18 protein-coding genes are annotated in these 18,527 nt (G+C 45.0%); 11 read left to right on the forward strand and 7 right to left on the reverse strand.

The features are described 5' to 3' along the window. Positions 1-4 precede the first annotated feature (4 nt). Positions 5-1,000, forward strand: a complete 996-nt coding sequence (locus FFM73_RS03515) for a D-2-hydroxyacid dehydrogenase (RefSeq protein ID WP_137630402.1) — start codon at positions 5-7, stop codon at positions 998-1,000. Positions 1,001-1,100: 100 nt separating this feature from the next. Here the strand turns inward: FFM73_RS03515 and FFM73_RS03520 are convergent, their stop codons facing one another. After that, positions 1,101-2,132 (reverse strand): amidohydrolase family protein, encoded by a 1,032-nt coding sequence (locus FFM73_RS03520; protein WP_137630403.1) that lies wholly within the window; start codon positions 2,130-2,132, stop codon positions 1,101-1,103. Positions 2,133-2,219: 87 nt separating this feature from the next. Next, positions 2,220-2,753 (reverse strand): TetR/AcrR family transcriptional regulator, encoded by a 534-nt coding sequence (locus FFM73_RS03525; protein ID WP_137630404.1) that lies wholly within the window; start codon positions 2,751-2,753, stop codon positions 2,220-2,222. Positions 2,754-2,937: 184 nt separating this feature from the next. Between FFM73_RS03525 and spxB the strand changes: the two genes are divergently transcribed. Further along, positions 2,938-4,692: a pyruvate oxidase gene (gene spxB, locus FFM73_RS03530; protein ID WP_171001186.1), complete on the forward strand. Its 1,755-nt coding sequence runs from the start codon at positions 2,938-2,940 to the stop codon at positions 4,690-4,692. Positions 4,693-4,813: 121 nt separating this feature from the next. Here the strand turns inward: spxB and FFM73_RS03535 are convergent, their stop codons facing one another. From FFM73_RS03535 to FFM73_RS03545, 3 genes are read right to left on the reverse strand one after another with little or no spacing between them, the layout of a single operon-like run. Then, positions 4,814-4,978 (reverse strand): FeoB-associated Cys-rich membrane protein, encoded by a 165-nt coding sequence (locus tag FFM73_RS03535; protein WP_089136933.1) that lies wholly within the window; start codon positions 4,976-4,978, stop codon positions 4,814-4,816. A 16-nt stretch (positions 4,979-4,994) separates the two neighbouring features. Then, positions 4,995-6,989, reverse strand: a complete 1,995-nt coding sequence (gene feoB / locus FFM73_RS03540; RefSeq protein WP_137630406.1) for a ferrous iron transport protein B — start codon at positions 6,987-6,989, stop codon at positions 4,995-4,997. Further along, the gene (locus FFM73_RS03545) at positions 6,986-7,192 is read right to left on the reverse strand and encodes a FeoA family protein (protein ID WP_137630407.1); all 207 of its coding nucleotides are present in this window, start codon (positions 7,190-7,192) and stop codon (positions 6,986-6,988) included. The genes feoB and FFM73_RS03545 overlap by 4 nt, the downstream gene beginning before the upstream one ends. Before the next feature lie 269 nt (positions 7,193-7,461). On the opposite strand from FFM73_RS03545, the gene sufC reads away from it, so the two are divergent. The 6 genes from sufC (at position 7,462) to FFM73_RS03575 (ending at position 13,699) form a co-directional block, all read left to right on the forward strand. After that, entirely contained in the window at positions 7,462-8,256 is a 795-nt protein-coding gene (gene sufC / locus FFM73_RS03550) for a Fe-S cluster assembly ATPase SufC (protein WP_054655474.1), read from the forward strand. 15 nt (positions 8,257-8,271) lie between these two features. Continuing rightward, complete coding sequence (sufD, locus tag FFM73_RS03555; RefSeq protein WP_137630420.1) at positions 8,272-9,585, forward strand: Fe-S cluster assembly protein SufD; 1,314 nt, start codon at positions 8,272-8,274, stop codon at positions 9,583-9,585. Further along, on the forward strand, positions 9,554-10,801 hold the full coding sequence (locus tag FFM73_RS03560) for a cysteine desulfurase (RefSeq protein WP_137630408.1): 1,248 nt from the start codon (positions 9,554-9,556) through the stop codon (positions 10,799-10,801). Before sufD ends, FFM73_RS03560 begins: the two co-directional genes overlap by 32 nt. Continuing rightward, entirely contained in the window at positions 10,779-11,261 is a 483-nt protein-coding gene (sufU, locus tag FFM73_RS03565) for a Fe-S cluster assembly sulfur transfer protein SufU (RefSeq protein WP_137630409.1), read from the forward strand. Before FFM73_RS03560 ends, sufU begins: the two co-directional genes overlap by 23 nt. Before the next feature lie 3 nt (positions 11,262-11,264). Beyond that, a complete protein-coding gene (gene sufB / locus FFM73_RS03570) occupies positions 11,265-12,689 on the forward strand; it encodes a Fe-S cluster assembly protein SufB (protein WP_137630410.1) in 1,425 nt (474 codons plus the stop codon). A gap of 401 nt (positions 12,690-13,090) precedes the next feature. Next, positions 13,091-13,699: a sugar O-acetyltransferase gene (locus tag FFM73_RS03575; RefSeq protein WP_198418926.1), complete on the forward strand. Its 609-nt coding sequence runs from the start codon at positions 13,091-13,093 to the stop codon at positions 13,697-13,699. Between the two features lie 87 nt (positions 13,700-13,786). Here the strand turns inward: FFM73_RS03575 and FFM73_RS03580 are convergent, their stop codons facing one another. After that, positions 13,787-15,325 carry a multicopper oxidase family protein gene (locus FFM73_RS03580; protein WP_137630412.1) on the reverse strand — a complete coding sequence of 513 codons (1,539 nt, stop codon included), beginning with the start codon at positions 15,323-15,325 and terminating at the stop codon, positions 13,787-13,789. 117 nt (positions 15,326-15,442) lie between these two features. On the opposite strand from FFM73_RS03580, the gene FFM73_RS12725 reads away from it, so the two are divergent. Beyond that, complete coding sequence (locus FFM73_RS12725; protein ID WP_206750969.1) at positions 15,443-15,604, forward strand: hypothetical protein; 162 nt, start codon at positions 15,443-15,445, stop codon at positions 15,602-15,604. 88 nt (positions 15,605-15,692) lie between these two features. Here the strand turns inward: FFM73_RS12725 and FFM73_RS03585 are convergent, their stop codons facing one another. Next, a complete protein-coding gene (locus FFM73_RS03585) occupies positions 15,693-16,403 on the reverse strand; it encodes an HAD family hydrolase (RefSeq protein WP_137630413.1) in 711 nt (236 codons plus the stop codon). Positions 16,404-16,639: 236 nt separating this feature from the next. On the opposite strand from FFM73_RS03585, the gene rpsB reads away from it, so the two are divergent. Next, the gene (rpsB, locus tag FFM73_RS03590) at positions 16,640-17,398 is read left to right on the forward strand and encodes a 30S ribosomal protein S2 (protein WP_137630414.1); all 759 of its coding nucleotides are present in this window, start codon (positions 16,640-16,642) and stop codon (positions 17,396-17,398) included. A gap of 136 nt (positions 17,399-17,534) precedes the next feature. Continuing rightward, on the forward strand, positions 17,535-18,416 hold the full coding sequence (gene tsf, locus FFM73_RS03595; RefSeq protein WP_137630415.1) for a translation elongation factor Ts: 882 nt from the start codon (positions 17,535-17,537) through the stop codon (positions 18,414-18,416). Positions 18,417-18,527: the final 111 nt, after the last annotated feature.

The following is an 18,527-nucleotide window of genomic DNA, read 5'->3' on the forward strand; positions in this document are numbered from 1 at the left end:
AATTGTGAAAATTATTGCATATGGTATTCGTGACGATGAAATGCCTTATCTTAAAGAATGGTCAAAGGAAAAGGGCATCGAAGTTAAAGCCGTTGCCGCTTTATTAGATGATTCAACTGTCGATCAAGCTAAGGGGTATGATGGTGCTGTTGTTTACCAACAAAAGCCATACACCGCTTCTGTTTTGGACAAATTGGCTAGCTTCGGTATCAAGTCACTTTCACTACGTAACGTTGGTGTTGATAACGTTGATGCAGACGCTATCAAGCGTAATGACATCAAAGTTACTAACGTACCCGCATATTCACCAAGCGCAATCGCCGAATTGGCTGTTACCCAATTAATGCGTTTGCTTCGCCAGACGAACACTTTTGACCGTAAAATCGCTCATGGTGATCTTCGTTGGGCGCCAACCATTGCTAAGGAATTAGATCAGATGACTGTTGGTGTGATTGCTACTGGTCGGATTGGTCGTAAAGTGATTAATATTTGCCGCGGCTTCGGCGCTAAGATCATTGGTTATGATGTTTATCATAATCCTGAATTGGAAAAAGACGGTATTTACGTTGATACTTTGGATGAACTCTACGCCAAAGCCGATGTCATTACAGTCCACTCACCAGCTACAAAGGAAAACGAACATATGCTTAACGATGCAGCCTTTGGCAAGATGAAAGATGGTGTTTTCATCATCAATGCTGCTCGTGGGGTTTTAGTTGATACTGATGCTTTGATCCGTGCCCTGGATTCAGGTAAAGTTGCCGGTGCTGCCCTTGATGTTTACGAAGACGAAGTTGGTATCTTCAACACCGATTTTGGTAGCTTTGATGCTATTCCAGACGAACGTTTGAAGAACTTGATCAAGCGTGAAAACGTTCTGGTTACACCTCATGTTGCTTTCTACACTGAAACTGCTGTTAAGAACATGGTTCAATATGCTTTGAACAGCAACGTAAACTTAATCGAAAAGGGTTCTGACGATAGCCAAGTTAAATTCTAATATTATCAGTACTAACAAAAACGACCTGTGAGGGTCGTTTTTTGTGTCATACTCTAAAAAGCCAGTTGCGGATTATTTCGCAGCTGGCTTTCTTTAATCATTACTTGTTTAATTTGAGCAGCTTTTCAATGTTGCCATGGGCAATCTTTTCCTTATCCGTTTCACTAATTGGCGTATCACTCAAGAAGTTCGCAGCGTTACCCGTGACGTAAGGATAATCTTGTGCCCAGATGACGTGATCGGCACCCATTTCAGTGAGGACCAATTGCATTTGAGGCCACGTAAACATCCCGCTTGGGGTAACGTAAACGTTTTTCTTGTAGTAGTAAGATACAGGGTGTTTTAAGGGATTGCCAATGACTGGGGTAGTTGCTTCATCTAACCGTTCGAGGAAGTAAGGGACAAATTCGCCCCAGTGGCCAGAGATCAACTTCAAATTAGGTAATTTATCGAACAGGCCAGACAAGATCAGACGCGTCACGTGCAGGCCAGCTTCCATGTGCCAGCCCCAACCTGGTGTGGACATGATGGCGTTAAAGCCGATGGGGTTCATGCCACTGTAATAGTTATCACGGATGGTCTTTGACGGCATTGAAGGGTGAATGTAGAGCGGCACATCTAATTTAGCAGCCATTTCAAAGATTGGCATGAACTTAGGTGCATCCAGGAACTCGTTATTTTTGGCAGTGCCTAAGATCAAAGCGCCCTTTAAATCCAATTCTTCAACGGCCCGCTGGAGTTCCTTAGCGGCAGCTTTTGGATCAGAAACGGGGAGGGTGGCAAAGCCCAAGTAACGGTCTGGGTGACGTTTAACCGCATTGGCAATCGTATCGTTGATCTTTTGGCTCAGTGCAATTGACTGATCTGACGGCAGCATATCAGGGTTGGTGCTGGCATCACCGTAAGACAGGATCTGCATATCAATGCCATTATCATCCATGTACTTGAGCCGTTTGTCGTCAATGTCACTCATGACTGCTGGATCTACGGCATAGGCAACCAAGCCTTCTGCAAATGATTTGCCAAATTTCTGCATTTCCTTGGGGTCAGCAGGGACAGTCTTTAAGTAATCGTTGATTGCTTTGTGGGCAAAATCAGTACTGATGTGTTCTTCAGTTGTAATTAATTTCATATTTAAGCACCTCTTATATTGAATAAGCCTAGTTTAGCTGTTAAATGCAGGAAGTTATGGACCGATTGTCACAGATTGTCGCAGAAGTTAGAAGATTTGATCCATGTTATTAGTTAAATGCAGTAGTAAATCGGTGGCCTGTTCTTGGGTCCACCGGTTTTTTAAAACGTAATCCCGTAACAGCATATAGGTTGCGGCGGCGTAAACGTTGCAGACCGTTTGTTCGTTGATCAAGTTAACCTGGTTTTGGGTGGCAATTTGCTGGTTGAACTGGGCTAGCGCACGAATAAATTCATAACGGGAATCCGACCATTCGACTAATTCTAAAACGGTCGTGCGGCCCTGCCAGATCGTCATTAATTGAAGGACCATTTTTCGCGCGGTGAGGTTTTGCAGCCGAAAGGTTTTTAAAAACTCGTTCAAATGCCGTTCAATCAAGTTGGTGATCACCTGTTTAGGAGTTAGATAGTAGCGGTAGAACGTTTGGCGGGAAATGCCAGCAGTGGCGGCAACTTTAGGGGCGGTTACTGCGGCAAAACTGACCTGGTTTTGACACAGTGTGACCATGGCGGTTTCAATCTTAGTCCTAGTCTTTAACGTTCGTTTGTCGATTTTAGTCATGCTGATCACCTTATTCTGTTAATTTTAGTACTTCAATTATAGCCCCTATTTGATTATTGCAGACTAATTCAGTTTACCAAGTCAAGTTAATTGCTATTAAATTGGGGTCGTTCTATGATAATGACGCTTAAAATATTAAGCCAAAATTAATCTTACTATTCTTTTTTTGGAGGAGGAAATTACGATGGCAGAGACCATTAATTCGGGCATAGCAGCCCTCAAGACGTTGGAAAGCTGGCACGTTGATCATATCTATGGGATTCCCGGTGGTACGATCAATAATTTGATGTACGCCTTAGACCAGGAGCAGGAACGCATTAAGTACATCCACGTTCGCCATGAAGAGGTGGGGGCCTTGGCGGCTGTGGCGGATACGAAGTTAACGGGGCATATCGGGGTGGCGTTTGGTTCAGCGGGACCCGGGGCAACCCACTTATATCAGGGCGCCTATGATGCTATGGCGGATAAGGTACCCGTCTTATTTTTGATCGGTCAAAATCCCCAAGCACTCATGAACCAAGACTTCTTCCAGGAGTTTGATGAAGACCCTTGGTTCAACGATCCAGGGGTGTACGCGCGGACGGTGACCACGGCAGAAAGTTTGCCCCACGTCATTGATGAAGCGATTCGGCGGGCGTTTGCTCAACACGGACCAGCCTTTGTGACGATTCCTAACGATTTAGCGAACAAGCCGATTCCAGCGGCTGGCTACTACAGTTCCGCGGCGAACTTTGCGCGGCCACAGTTGGCACCGCCAGCCGATGACCAAATTGAGCAGATTTTAGCGTTACTGAAACAGGCGAAGAAACCGTTGATCTATGTCGGTCAAGGGACCATTGGCGCTGCGGATGAAGTGATGGCATTTGCGCAAAAGTTTCAGGTACCCATTATCACCACCGCGTTAGGAAAGGAGATCATTCCTTATAACTTTGAGGCTTTATTGGGCTCAGCTGCGAGAGTAGCTTCCAAACCAGCAAATGAAGCGCTAAAGGAAACGGATCTCTTGTTATTTGTTGGTTCCAACTATCCGTTTGCTGAAGCGATGTTCAAGCCGAACATCAAGTTTGTTCAAGTGGATACGAACCCACAGATTTTGGGCAAACGGCACCATACGGATGTGGCTATTTTGGCTGACGCGAAACAAACGTTGCAACGCTTGTTAGACCTTGGCGAGAAGGCACCGGTTTCGCCGTGGTACGCAGCCAATGTGATGAATGTCGCCAACTGGCACCAATATAATGATGAAATGATGAACCGTGCGGAGGGCAATCTCCGGTTCGAGCCGGCGTTTAAGCAGATCAACCGAATTGCCACGGATGACGCCATTTTTTCCATTGACGTTGGGGATGTAACGCAAAATGCGGTTCGGCTGTTAAAGGTCAACGGGCAGCAACCCTGGATCACTTCTGGTCTATTTGCGACGATGGGTGTCGGTCTGCCAGGTGCGATTGCTGCACAGCTGAATTACCCTCAGCGCCAAGTCTTTAACCTAGTTGGTGATGGGGCGGCAGCCATGGTGATGCAGGATCTGGCTACCGAAGTTACGTATGGCTTACCGATCATTAACGTTGTTTTCACTAATCTGGCGTTAGGCTACATTGAAGATGAGCAGGAAGATGACGGTCAGGAGTGGTTTGGTATCAGTCTGCCACAGACTGATTTTGCCAAGGTTGCGGAAGCGCAAGGCATGACTGGTATCACGGTGACTAAGATCAGTGAGGTTGCCGATGCCTTTGATCAAGCCCTAAAACTTTCGCAGTCCGGCAAACCGGTATTGATCGATATTCGAATGACTAATGAACGGCCGATTCCAGTTGAAAAATTAACGCTGGATCCGGATCAGTTTGATGCTGAAACGATCGCGACTTTTAAAAAACGCTATTACGCACAAAACTTGCAGCCGTTAAGTGCTTATTTAAAACAGTATGACGTGCAGTAATTGGGAATGGCAATTAGACTGATCTATTGATTATTGCATGATACAAAAATAAGGCCTGCCAAAGAATTTCAGAATCCATTCTTTGGCAGGCCTTTTAATTTGGTGATTTAGGCAACTTAACTTAAAGTGCCCGTTTCTTTGATTTATTTAACAGCTTTTTAGCTTCACAGTCATAGTCGCAGGCAGCACATTCACCTTGTTTGGAACGCTTAACGGCTCGGTAAATTTGATAACCGGCTAGACCAATGATAGCAGCAATAATAATGATATTAATGAATAATCCCATGAATGATGACCTCTTTTCAAGTGAATAATGAACCAATTTGAAAGATGAGAAAGGCAAGTCCGTAACTGATAACTAAACTTGAAACTACGGAATAAGCAGCCCACTTAGCCGAACCAGTTTCGGATTTGATCGTCCCAATCGTGGCGAAGCAGGGAATGTATAGCAGAACAAAAACTAATAGTGCATATGCTGATAGAGCGGTAAAGCTGCCACCGATCATGCCGATCAGCGCCCCTTGGTTGGCGGTGTGGAACAGCACCATCATGCTGGAGCTGATAACTTCTTTTGCCAGCACACCGGTCAGCAAAGCACTGATCGGCTGCCAAGTGGTAATCCCAATGGGTCTAAAGATCGGTAACAGGATCTGCCCCAGACTAGCCGCAAAACTGTGGTCGATCTGGGTAACATAGCCGTGAGCGTTAAAGTTTGACAGTAGCCAGATCAATACGGTACCGGCGAAAATAATCGTGCCGGCTTTTTTAATGAAGCCCTTACCCTTGTCCCAAGTACCGTGCCAAACAATGCTTAGTTTTGGAATGTGATATTGCGGTAATTCCACGATGAAAACGGAATTTTCCTTGGCTCTGAAGATCACGTGGTAAAACTTGGCCATTAACAAAGCGACCACGATACCTAAAAAGTAAAGCGACAACACGATTACGGCTTGATGTCGCGGAAAGAGGGCGGCCACGAATAAACTATAGATGGGCAGCCGGGCCGAGCAGCTCATAAACGGCGTGATCAGCGTGGTAATGAGGCGTTCTTTCGGCTGTTCAATGGTGCGGGCCGCCATGATCCCCGTAACGTTGCAGCCAAAGCCGATGATCAATGGAATGAAGGCTTTGCCGTTTAAGCCGATCATTTCCATAATGCGGTCGGTGACCAGCGCAGCACGGGCCATGTAGCCGGAATCTTCCAGAATGGAAATACAGGCGAACAGTGCGAAAATTTGTGGAATGAAAGTCAAAACGCCACCAACACCAGCGATTAAGCCGTTGACGATCAGGGATCGCAGCATCGGCAAGGCACCGACCTGAGTCAAAAACTGATTGGCCCAAGTTGAAATTGGTCCGGATAATAACTTGTCTAATTGGTGCGATAAGGGGGTACCGACCCAGTCAAACGAGAATTTAAACATCAGGAAAAAGATGCCCACAAAAATTGGTAAACCCAGGATTGGGTTGGTCACGACCTTATCGATCTTAGACGTCATGGCCACGTGTTTAGTGGAATGCAGCTGTTCAGTCGCATTGGCCAGTGTGGTTTCAATAAAGGAAAGCCGCGTTTCAAAGATCTGGTCGGCAAACTTTTGCGCGTCATAGTAAGCTTGCTGGGATAATAGCGGCTTTAAGTGGTTCTTCACGGCATATTTGCGAACGACTTTATTATCATTAATGTATTGAATTGCCAGCCAGTGAGCAAACTTAGCGTCGATCTGATAATCGGTGGTTAATGCTTTAGCCGCTTGCCGGATCGCTTGGCTGACCATGATCGGGTAATTTAATTGTAATGGTGAATTGGGCTGAATATCAGCCTGATTTTGGACTAAATCCGCTTTTAATTGCGGTAGGCCCTCCTTATTTCGTGCGTTACTCGTTCGGACAGGACAGCCTAATTCAGTTGATAAGGTTTTTAAATCATAGTAGTGTCCGCTGCGCTTTAAATCATCAATCATGTTAAGGGTGATAATAACGGGAACACCCAATTCCAACACCTCAACTGAAAGTAAGAGATTACGTTTTAGCTGACTGGCGTTAGTGACGTTTAAAATTAGGTCAGGTGAGTCTCGCAGCAAATAATTAGTGACAACTGATTCATCCTTAGTAATGGGACTCAAAGAATAAACGCCGGGCAGATCGATCACTTCGGTATTGGAATGGCGAATCTGGCCAACCTTTTTTTCCACGGTGACGCCGGTCCAATTACCCACGTAGGCGTATTTGTCAGTTAATTCATTGAACAGAGTGGTTTTCCCAGTATTGGGATTGCCAAGCAGGGCGACGGTCGTCAAGAGAGGTCACCTCCCGTGAGCTGTTTAAATACCCGGTAGCGAATACCGATCTTTTGCTGATCAACTTGAATAATGACCGGACCATGAAACGGGTAGAAGCGAACAGCGGTAACGTCACTGCCCACCTGCAGTCCTAGACTATGCAGCCGTTGCGTGGTGGCATCGTCAAGACCATTGAATTGTTTAATCATGAAGTGATTCATGATCACCGACCTCCCTTTCAAGGTGTACCGAGTAATATTCTAATATCACTTAAGTAAGCGTATTCATAAAAGAATATCTTTTCCCCTATAGTAGCACATAATATGAAATTTTTAGGTATCTTTTTTGATTTAAGGGTCTTTACCAGTTTGAATCGGGTGGGAAAACAACTATACTTTATAAGTGTAATGAACAATATTCGCATAGGAATAATTGTAGTATTGATCAAGGCAATATTCCGGCGATAATAATTTCGTGGAGGATGATTGATATGGCGACACTTGAAGTGAAGGATCTGCACGTTGAAGTTAAAGAAGAGAAGGATCAGACCCGAGAAATTTTGAAGGGTGTAAATCTGACAATGAAAACTGGTGAAATTCACGCCATTATGGGACCGAACGGAACCGGTAAATCAACGCTGGCACAGACTATCATGGGTAATAGCGCCTATCACGTTACTCAGGGCGACATCTTATTAAACGGTGACAGTATTTTAGGCATGCCAGTCGATGAACGGGCGCGTAAGGGCTTGTTCTTAGGGATGCAGTATCCAGCTGAGATCAAGGGTGTAACCAACGCCGAATTTTTGCGGGCAGCGATTAACGCCCGGCGACCAGAAGATGATCAAATTTCAGTCATGGCCTTCTTAAAGGAATTGGATAAAAACTTGGAATTACTCGATATGAGTAAAGAAATGACGGAACGCTACTTAAACGAAGGCTTCTCTGGCGGTGAAAAGAAACGTAACGAGATTTTACAATTATTAATGATCAAGCCATCTTTTGCCTTACTGGATGAAATTGATTCCGGCTTGGATATTGATGCGTTACAAGTGGTTTCTAAGGGTGTTAACTCAATGCGTGGCGATGACTTCGGTTCATTGATCATTACCCACTACCAACGGCTTTTGAACTACATCGTGCCAGATGTTGTCCACGTGATGATGGATGGCCAGATCGTTAAATCCGGTGATGCTGACCTTGCCAAGAAACTTGAAAAAGAAGGTTATGCTGGTCTACGTGACGAATTAGGGTTACACGTTAATTTGGTTGATGATAACCGTTAAGGAGGGATCGTTTTGATAAGTGCCGTTCAGGATTATGAAGCAATAAAAACTGCAGTCAAAACTGCTGCTGACGCGCACGGCGAGCCAGACTGGTTCGTGCAACGCCGTCTCGACGCGGTTGATGCCATGCAAGAGCTTGCGTTGCCAGAAGTGAAACGCTATGACTTTCACCGCTGGCCGTTAATGGATAACACGGATCTGAACTTTAGAAAGTCAGATACTTCACTAGCTAATGATCTACCGCGATCTAAAGGTCAAATCCGGTTTGTTCAAGTTGGCCAGACGACCGTGGCGGTGAATGTCCCAACTGAATTATCCAAACAGGGTGTTATTTTAACGGATATTTTCAGTGCATTTAGGGATTATCCAGAATTAACGCAGAAGTATTTTATGACTAAGGTCACTAAATTTAACGAAAATAAATTAACTGCTTACCAGCAAGCCTTTTTAAATTCAGGAGTGTTTTTATACGTTCCTAAGGGTGTTGAAATCAAACAGCCAATCGAAGTTTATTTGATTCAAGACAGTACGGTAAAGCAGGCCATGGTCTCGCACGTGTTGATCATTGCCGATGAAGGCAGTCAGTTCTCTTTTATTCAGCATTTGAACACTAAGGGTGACGTTGATAACGCGGCGCACTGCATGGTTGAAGTGATGAGTCAGCCTGACAGCCACGTGCACTTCTCCAGTGTGGATGAATTAGGTAAAAATACTTATTCATTTCTGCATCGGCGGGCACACCTCAGTGAAAACGCGCGGTTTGACTGGGCTGTTGGTATCGTTAATGAGCAAAATACATTAGGTGATATCACCAGTGAACTAGTCGGTGAAGGGTCCCATTCAGAATCGAAAGTCATTGCCGTTACTACTGGCAAGCAATCTAATGGGATCAATAATCGGGTAGTTAATATTGGTAAACATACTACCGCTAACATCTCACAACGCGGGGTCCTACTGGAAAAATCCGAACTGATCTTTAACGGGATCGGTAACATTATTCATGGCGCTTCCGGTGCCAACGCGGAACAAGAAAACCGGGTCTTGATGATGTCAGACCAGGCACACGGTGACGCTAACCCAATCTTGTTAATTGATGAAAACGATGTGATTGCCGGTCACGCTGCTAGTGTTGGGCAAGTTGATGAAAACCAGATGTACTACTTGATGAGCCGTGGGATCGATAAGGAACTGGCTCAGCGATTAGTTATTCGGGGATTCTTAGGCCCCGTACTAGAAGAGATTCCGTTGCCGGAAGTTCGTCAAGAAATGATTGATGTGATTGAAAGGAAGATCGAGGATGGACAGCACTTTAAACAAAGTAATGAATGATTTTCCAATTCTGAATCAAAAGGTCAACGATGAACGGTTGGTGTATCTCGATAACGCCGCTACTGCACAACGACCTAATCAAGTGATCAAAGCGTTGACCCATTTTTATCAAACTGATAATGCCAACGTCCATCGGGGTGTGCATACCTTAGCTGAACGGGCAACTGCTGATTATGAAGCCGCTCGTCGCAAAGTGCAAAAATTCATTAACGCACCGGAACCTGAAGAAGTGATCTTCACGAAGGGCTGTACCGACGGGTTGAACCTTGTTGCCAGCACTTACGGTGAAGCCAATATCTCGGCCGGCGATGAGATCGTGATCTCCATTATGGAACATCACAGTAATCTGATTCCCTGGCAGCAATTGGCTAATCGCAAGGGCGCCACGTTAAAGTACATTCATTTAACGGCTGATGGTGAACTTGATTTGGACGAAGCCGCTCAGCTGATTACCGATAAAACCAAGATCGTGGCCGTGGCGCATGCCTCAAACGTCATGGGTACGGTCAATCCAATCAAGCAACTGGCTAAATTGGCCCATCAGCACGGTGCCATCTTCGTTGGTGACGGTGCTCAGGCGGTACCCCACATGGCCGTTGACGTGCAAGATCTCGACGTTGACTTCTACGCGTTTTCCGGGCATAAAATGATGGGGCCTACCGGGATCGGTATTTTATACGGCAAGCGTCAATTATTGGAAGCAATGCCACCTTATCAGTACGGCGGTGAAATGATTGGTTTCGTGCATGAACAGGATAGTACTTGGGCCGAGTTACCCTATAAGTTTGAAGCCGGAACGCAAAACATCGCCGGTGCGGTGGGCTTAGGCGCTGCCGTTGATTATTTGACTGGCATCGGTATGGATGCCGTACATGAACACGAACAGCAATTAGTCAATTACCTCTTACCAAAAATGGAAGCGATTGACGGTGTTCAAGTTTACGGACCACAAGATCCGGCTAAGCATACTGGGGTCATTGCCTTTAACCTCGAAAATTTACATCCGCATGATGTGGCCACGGCCTTAGACATGGAAGGGGTCGCCGTTCGAGCGGGTCACCATTGTGCACAGCCGCTAATGACGTATTTAGGTTTAACGGCGACTGCCCGTGCAAGTTTCTATCTATATAACACCCAAGCGGATGCTGATCGCTTGCTGGTGGCAATTCAAGAGACAAAGGAGTTCTTCAATCATGGGTCTAGAAAGACTAAATAGTTTATATCGCGAAGTCATTTTGGATCATTCGGATCATCCGCATCACAAGCACGCGTTACCAGACGCAACGCATAAGATCACGTTAAAAAACCCGACCTGCGGCGATGTGATCAATCTGGATATTGATCTGGACGACCACGATAAGATCAAGGATATTGGGTTTACCGGTGACGGCTGTACGATCAGCCAATCCAGTGCCAGCATGATGACGGACGCTGTGATGGGCAAGTCCAAAGAACAGGCACTGCACATGGCCAAGACTTTTTCAGACATGGTCATGGGTAAGAAGCACCCGCAAGCTGATTTAGATGAACTGCAGGACGCTGCTATTTTGAGCAACGTCATGACGTTCCCAGCACGGATCAAGTGTGCCACGTTGTCGTGGTGGGCACTGCAACGGGCACTGTTGAAGCAGCCGGATGGTAGTGTCGATTCTGATGATTCTGATAAGGGGGAATAACGTATGGCAAAAGGAAAAACTGCAGAAGATGTCCCAGACATTGTTGCCAAAGACCAAGATTATGAATATGGATTCCACGATGATGTTAAACCAGCGTACTCAACTGGCCGTGGACTGACAGAGGAAACGGTTCGTAAAATTTCTGCTGAAAAAAAGGAACCAAAATGGATGCTGGATTACCGCTTGAAGTCTTACGAGGCTTACAAGAAATTACCAATGCCAGATTATGGTCCCGATTTGAGCGAACTTGATTTAAAGAATATGCTGTATTATCAAAAAATGACCGATAAAAAATACCGGGACTGGAAAGATGTGCCGGATGATTTAAAGAAGACCTTCGACCGGTTAGGTGTACCAGAAGCGGAACGGAAATACTTGGCTGGATCATCGGCTCAGTACGAGTCCGAAGTGGTTTATCATAATATGCGTAACGATTTCGCCAAACTGGGAATCATTTTCACCGATACGGATACCGCATTGCGGGAATATCCAGAACTGTTTAAGAAGTGGTTTGGCAAGTTAGTCAAACCAACTGATAATAAATTCGCGGCTTTAAACGGGGCTGTTTGGTCAGGCGGTTCATTCATCTACGTTCCAAAGGGTGTTCAAACTAAGACCCCAATTCAGGCTTACTTCCGATTGAATGCTGAAAATTCTGGTCAATTTGAACGTACTCTGATCATTGTTGATGAAGGGGCTAAAATTGATTACGTTGAAGGCTGTACCGCGCCTAACTATTCTTCAGATAGTTTGCATGCCGCGGTGGTTGAAGTTAACGTTGCTAAAGACGCTTACTGCCGTTACACGACCATTCAAAACTGGTCCAACAACGTTTACAGTCTGGAAACGAAGCGGGCCTGTGCCCAAGAGAATGCCACGATGGAATGGGTCGATGGTAACCTGGGGTCTAAGGTGACAATGAAGTACCCAAGCGTTTATCTCGATGGTGAAGGTGCTCGTGGGACGATGCTGTCGATTGCCGTTGCTTCTAATGGGATTCACCAAGACTCAGGTGCCCGGATGATCCATAATGCGCCGAATACGTCGAGCTCAATTGTGTCGAAATCAATTGCCAAGACTGGTGGTTCAACTGATTACCGTGGGACGGTGCGTTTCACGCCTAAGTCGGATGGTTCTAAGGCTCACGTTGAGTGTGACACGATTATTATGGATGATGAATCGTCATCAAATACGATTCCGTATAACGAAATCTATAATGGTAAGGTTGCGATGGAACATGAAGCTAAGGTGTCAAAGATTTCAGAAGAACAGCTGTACTATCTGATGTCGAGAGGGATCTCGGAGTCAAAGGCGACTGAAATGATCATCATGGGCTTCGTGGAACCATTTACGAAGCAGCTACCAATGGAATATGCCGTTGAACTGAACCGTCTGATTAGTTTTGAGATGGAAGGGTCAATTGGTTAAGGTGCGCAAGAAAGGCGTTTAACGACCGTAGCACAACAAGCTCCACCGAAAACCCCGAACTTGGGTTTTGGGTGGAGCTTGTTGTGTGCAGGTCGTTGCCTTTCTGGAGCCCGATTAGGCTAGGTAACAGTGGCGAGCACCCCGAACTTGGGCTTTGGGTAAGCGCCTGTTGTGTGCAGGTCGTTGCCTTTCTTGGAGCCCGATTAGGCTAGATAACAGTGGCGAGCACCCCAAACTTGGGTTTTGGTGGGAGCTTGTTATGTGCAGATTGTTGCCTTTCTGGAGCCCGATTAGGCTAGATAACAGTGAAGAACACCATTTTTCACTATTTCCCGTAAATTAGCCAATGAAACCGCTTTATAATTTGTTATAATTAGTATAACAATATGAGGAGGATAAGCATGACAGAAGATATGCACAATGGTAATCTTTACTTACCAGATGATGAGGCTATTCTAAAGCGGCAGGAAGCTGCTCAGGAACTACTCTACGACTACAACCGAACACGGCCTGGCGAACACGAAAAGCGGCAGCAACTGCTCAAAAAAATGTTTGCTAAGATCGGTGACGATTGTTATATTGAACCACCGTTAAATTCTAATTGGGGTGGCAGTCATCTTAATTTTGGTGACCATATTTATGCTAACTATAATTTAACAGCAGTTGATGATACTTATATTTACGTTGGTGATTACACGATGTTTGGACCCAACGTGACTTTAGCTTCCGCCGCCCATCCAGTGTTGCCGGAACTGCGGAAAAAAGCTTATCAATATAATCTACCCATTAAAATTGGCCGTAACTGCTGGTTTGGCGCTGGCGTCATCGTCTTGCCTGGTATCACCATTGGTGACAACAGCGTGATCGGGGCAGGGAGCATCGTGACCAAAGACGTTCCAGCTAACGTTGTTGCAGTGGGTAATCCGTGCCATATTCTGCGCAAGATTACGGATAAAGATCACAAGTATTACACCCATAACCGTGAAATTGATTGGTCAAAAATTAACTGATTTGAGAATGTAAAAAGCCCTCGATTTTTAATAATCGAGAGCTTTTTGCTATCTACAAGCATATATTTTTAGCGGGACAGTGGTTAACTACATTTTCATGCCCATTTTACGGTAAGAATCCATACCGGCCATCCAGAGGTCTTTAGGATCGATTCCCCGTTCTTTGGCAAAGGCATTCATTAACGTATCCATATCCATGAGCTTATATTTTGGCATTGGTTTATCAGGATAGTAGGTTTGAATCTGCGCCATCATGCCGCCGTCTTCATGTTCAATGATGTGGCAGTGATACATATAAACACCGGGCAGATCAAAACGCACGAGGATCCGAACAGTTTCACCTGGATTGACACCAACGGTATCCTTGAATCCGTGTTCATTTGGATACGGCGCCTGACCGTTCCGGGAAATAACTAAGAACTCAGTCCCGTGAACGTGGAAGGGGTGGACCATACCGGATTCAGGTGAGTTGGAATTAGTAATGTCCCAGTATTGGGCTTGACCAACGGGCTGAGTGGCATCGATGCGCTGCATACTAAACTTCTTGTTGTCCATCATGACGCTTTCGTCCATGCCACTCATCACGATCTTACGGATTGGCGTTTTAGAATCAACTTTTGGTTTATTAATGGTCAATAAGTGATCTGGCAAAGTGGTGTTGTCAGGTGCAAATTGATGAATCTTGAATTTCACGATTGGGGTATCATCGGTGAACAACGTGACGGTCTGACCATCATGATAGCCGGCAAAATCAACTACGATCTCTGCCCGTTCAGCGCAGGTGAGCATCAAATGGTCGAGGTAGACTGGTTCAGGCAAGAGACTTGAGTCACCGCCAATTTGGGCAAACTTAAGGTCGTCGGAAAAATGCAGGCGCCATTCGCGACGGTTAGCACCATCGAGAATCCGCAGCCGAATCTTTTGTGTGGTTACGTCAAAAACAGGGTTGACGGTGCCGTTGATCATGGCAGTTGGACCTTGAACACCATCTGGGTCGTAATCAGCATGGTAATCCAGTTGATTATTTTCGTGGAAACGACGGTCTTGAAGGACCAGTGGAATATCGTCCACACCGTAATTATGCGGTAAAGGCAGACTGTTAATGTGATCGTCTTTGACCAGTACCATGGTTGCCAGACCATGCCAGACCTGTTCAGCAGTCGATGGGCACGGATGAGCGTGCAGCCAAGTTGTCGCAGCGGGTTGATCCAAGGTGAAATCAATGTGCTTGGTCTCACCCGGATAGACGGGTGCGTGGCAGCCACCGTCAACGTACGGACCAGAAACAATCAGGCCGTGCCAGTGAAAAGTGGTTAATTCTGACAGGTGGTTTTCCAAAGCAACGTGAATGTGTTTACCAACGGGATAGATAATTGTCTGACCCAGGATGGTTGCATTGTAGCCCCAAGTCTTGGTCTTTTGACCCGGCAAAATCTGGGTTTCACCGGCTTGAGCCGTCACGGTGTACCAGATATCGGTATCCGTTTCTTTATCGGGTTTTAGTAGAGCTGGGATTGCCAGTGGCTTTTCAGGCGCATCAGCGACTTCAAGCGGTACGTAACCCCCGTCATGAGTGTTAAATGCAGGTTCGTCAAAAAAATAGTTATGATAGATTTCTTTACTCATTGCGATTCTCCTCTCATATTTGCCTCTATTATACCGCAATTGTGTAAAATATAATATTTTTAAGGAACGCCTAAACAATTTATACTATAATATAACAGTAGAAAGAGGGAAGAGGAGATGAGTATGATGTCTAAAGGCTTTTTGTGGCTATTGCTAGTTTTAAATATCATCTTAATTGGTTTCCTGATCAGTATGAATAATATGGCTGCCATGTGGATGATGGCCATCATCATGTTATTGGACTCAATCGGATCGTTGTTCGCAGTTTATCGAAAATAAGTGGGGTCAGCAAAAAAATAGCTCACAAAATCAATTAAGATTTTGTGAGCTATTTTGATTATCACATCAAACGCAGCTAATCTACTGACTAGTAATTCGTCACGGTCATGGCTTGTAATAATTCAGCCAGTTCAGTGGGTGATTCAACCGTTTGATCAGGAATAAACTCTGATTTAGGCATCTCTAAATGCCGATGGTTAAACCAAAAAGCGTGCCAGCCGGCTTTTTTTGCACCAACCATGTCTCGTTTAAAATTATCACCGATGTAAACAACTTCATTAGCTTGTAAATTCATAAGCCGGTTAAAGTGGGTGAAGATTCGCGGATCCGGTTTGCGTAAGCCAACCTCGTCTGAAATCACAACGTTTTCCTTTTTGATCCAGCGTTGCAAGTCCAGATGGGCGACCTTTTCGGACTGAGTGGCACTTTCACCGTTAGTGATCACGCCCAACTCATAGTGATCTTTCAAAAGTGGCAATTGCGCCTGAATATCTGAAAATAAAGTAATTTTTTGGGCTTCTGCGTGATAATGATCGCAAAAGGCCAGCCAAACTGAGTTGGCTAAAGTTGGCAGTTCATGCTGTGATAACACGTCATTTAGACGGTCGAAAACACGGTTCATCGTCAATGTTTCTAAGTTTGCGACGCGATCATTCATGTGCTTAAAGACCTTAAAAAGGTCGGTCAGCACGTGACCGGAAACCGCTGGGTCGTTCCAGACTGAAAGTAGTGCTTGCTGAAACGGTCGTTGTTGATCATAGAGTGTATCGTCAAGATCAAAAACGATGGCTTTAAGCATAGTCGTTTCCTCCTCGAAGTTCTGCGAAGTGTAGTGTAACACGAATGTAACATTTATTTCAAATATTTTTTATTTAAAGTGTGGCTAAGGGTTGCTATGAACGTATAAAACGAGTATACTAACTTTCGGCTGATTACCACAATTCACACTCTGAGTAATATACTAAGCAGTGCTCGTAAGAGTTCTTAGTATAGATGACCTCAGGGGAGGAAAAAAACTTTGATGGAGGCTATTTCATGGCTGTTATTACAATGAAACAATTACTTGAAGCAGGTGTCCACTTTGGTCACCAAACTCGTCGCTGGAACCCTAAAATGAAGAATTACATCTTCACTGAACGTAACGGGATCTACATTATTGACTTACAAAAGACGGTTAAGTTGATCGACGTTGCCTACAACTTCGTTAAGGATGAAGCATCTAAGGGTGCGGTCGTACTTTTCGTTGGTACTAAGAAGCAAGCTCAAGATTCGATTGAAGAAGAAGCTACCCGTGCCGGTCAATACTACGTTAACCACCGTTGGTTAGGTGGGACTTTGACTAACTGGGAAACCATTCAAACTCGTATCAAGCGTTTGAAGGATCTTAAGAAGATGGCAACCGATGGTACTTTTGATCGTCTGCCAAAGAAGGAAGTTTCTTTACTGAAGAAGTCAACTGACAAGTTGGAACGGTTCTTAGGCGGTATCGAAGATATGCCTAAGATCCCTGACGTCATGTTTGTTGTTGACCCTCGTAAGGAACAGATTGCCGTTAAGGAAGCTCAAAAGCTGAACATCCCAATCGTTGCTATGGTTGATACTAACACCGACCCAGACGATATCGACGTCATCATTCCTTCTAACGATGATGCTATTCGTGCCGTCCGCTTGATCACAAGCAAGATGGCCGATGCCGTTATCGAAGGCCGTCAAGGTGAAGACGAAGCTGCTCAAGCAGATGCTGACAAAGATGCTGCTGACAGCAAAGACGCTTCAGAAAACGCTGCTAAATAGTTTATAACATTTGTTAAAAACCATCAGTGCTTAGGCTGGCTTGAAAATGTGGACCCGCGAGGCCTGATTATTTTCAGGCCAGCCTTTTGTGTTGGTGTGATGCGACTTATTTTTAATTCATTAAGGAGGCCATAACATGGCAAAAATTACTGCAAAAATGGTTAAGGAACTTCGTGACAAGACTAGCGTTGGTATGATGGACGCTAAGAAAGCTCTCGTTGCTACTGATGGCGACACAGATAAGGCAGTTGATTTCCTGCGTGAAAAGGGAATTGCTAAAGCTGAAAAGAAGAGCAGCAACGTGGCTGCTAACGGTTTAGCTGACATCGTTGAAAACGGCAACGTGGCTGCCATTACCGAAATTAACTCTGAAACTGATTTCGTGGCTTCTAACGACCGGTTCAAGAACTTGGTTAAGACCATCACTGATCTGATTGCTGCTAACAAGCCAGCTGATATGGATGCTGCCTTAGCATTGAAGAACGATGCTGGTCAAACCATCAACGAAATGATTATCGAACAGACGCAAGTCACTTCAGAACACACGTCACTTCGTCGTTTCCAAGTTGTTGAAAAGAATGATAACGAAGTCTTTGGTGCTTACCTTCATAACGGTGGTCAAATTGCTTCTTTAGTCGTTCTTGAAGGTGCCGATGCTAGTGTTGCCAAGAACGTTGCTATGCACGTTGCAGCCGTTAACCCAGAATTCGTTTCTCGTGATGACATTCCTGCAGCTCGTTTGGATCACGAACGCGAAGTTTTGAAGAAGGAAGCCTTAAACGAAGGCAAGCCTGAAAAGATCGTTGAAAAGATGGTCGAAGGCCGTCTGCGTAAATTCTTGTCAGAGATTAGTCTTGCTGACCAAGAATTTGTCATGGATTCTGACCAAACCGTTAGCCAATACGTTGCTTCAAAGGGCGGCAAGCTGAAGAGCTTTGTCCGTTACGAAGTTGGCGAAGGTATCGAAGTTGAAAAGAAGAACTTCGAAGATGAAGTTAACGACCAAATCAATGGCTAAACTGACTTTTAAGGTGCTACGATATTTGGAGTTGATAGGCAGTTTGCCTTTCAACTCCTTTTTCTATACCATTATTATATTTGAACACGCAAATAGGACACTACACTATTT

Source organism: Secundilactobacillus hailunensis (assembly GCF_005405185.1).
Lineage (GTDB): Bacteria > Bacillota > Bacilli > Lactobacillales > Lactobacillaceae > Secundilactobacillus > Secundilactobacillus hailunensis.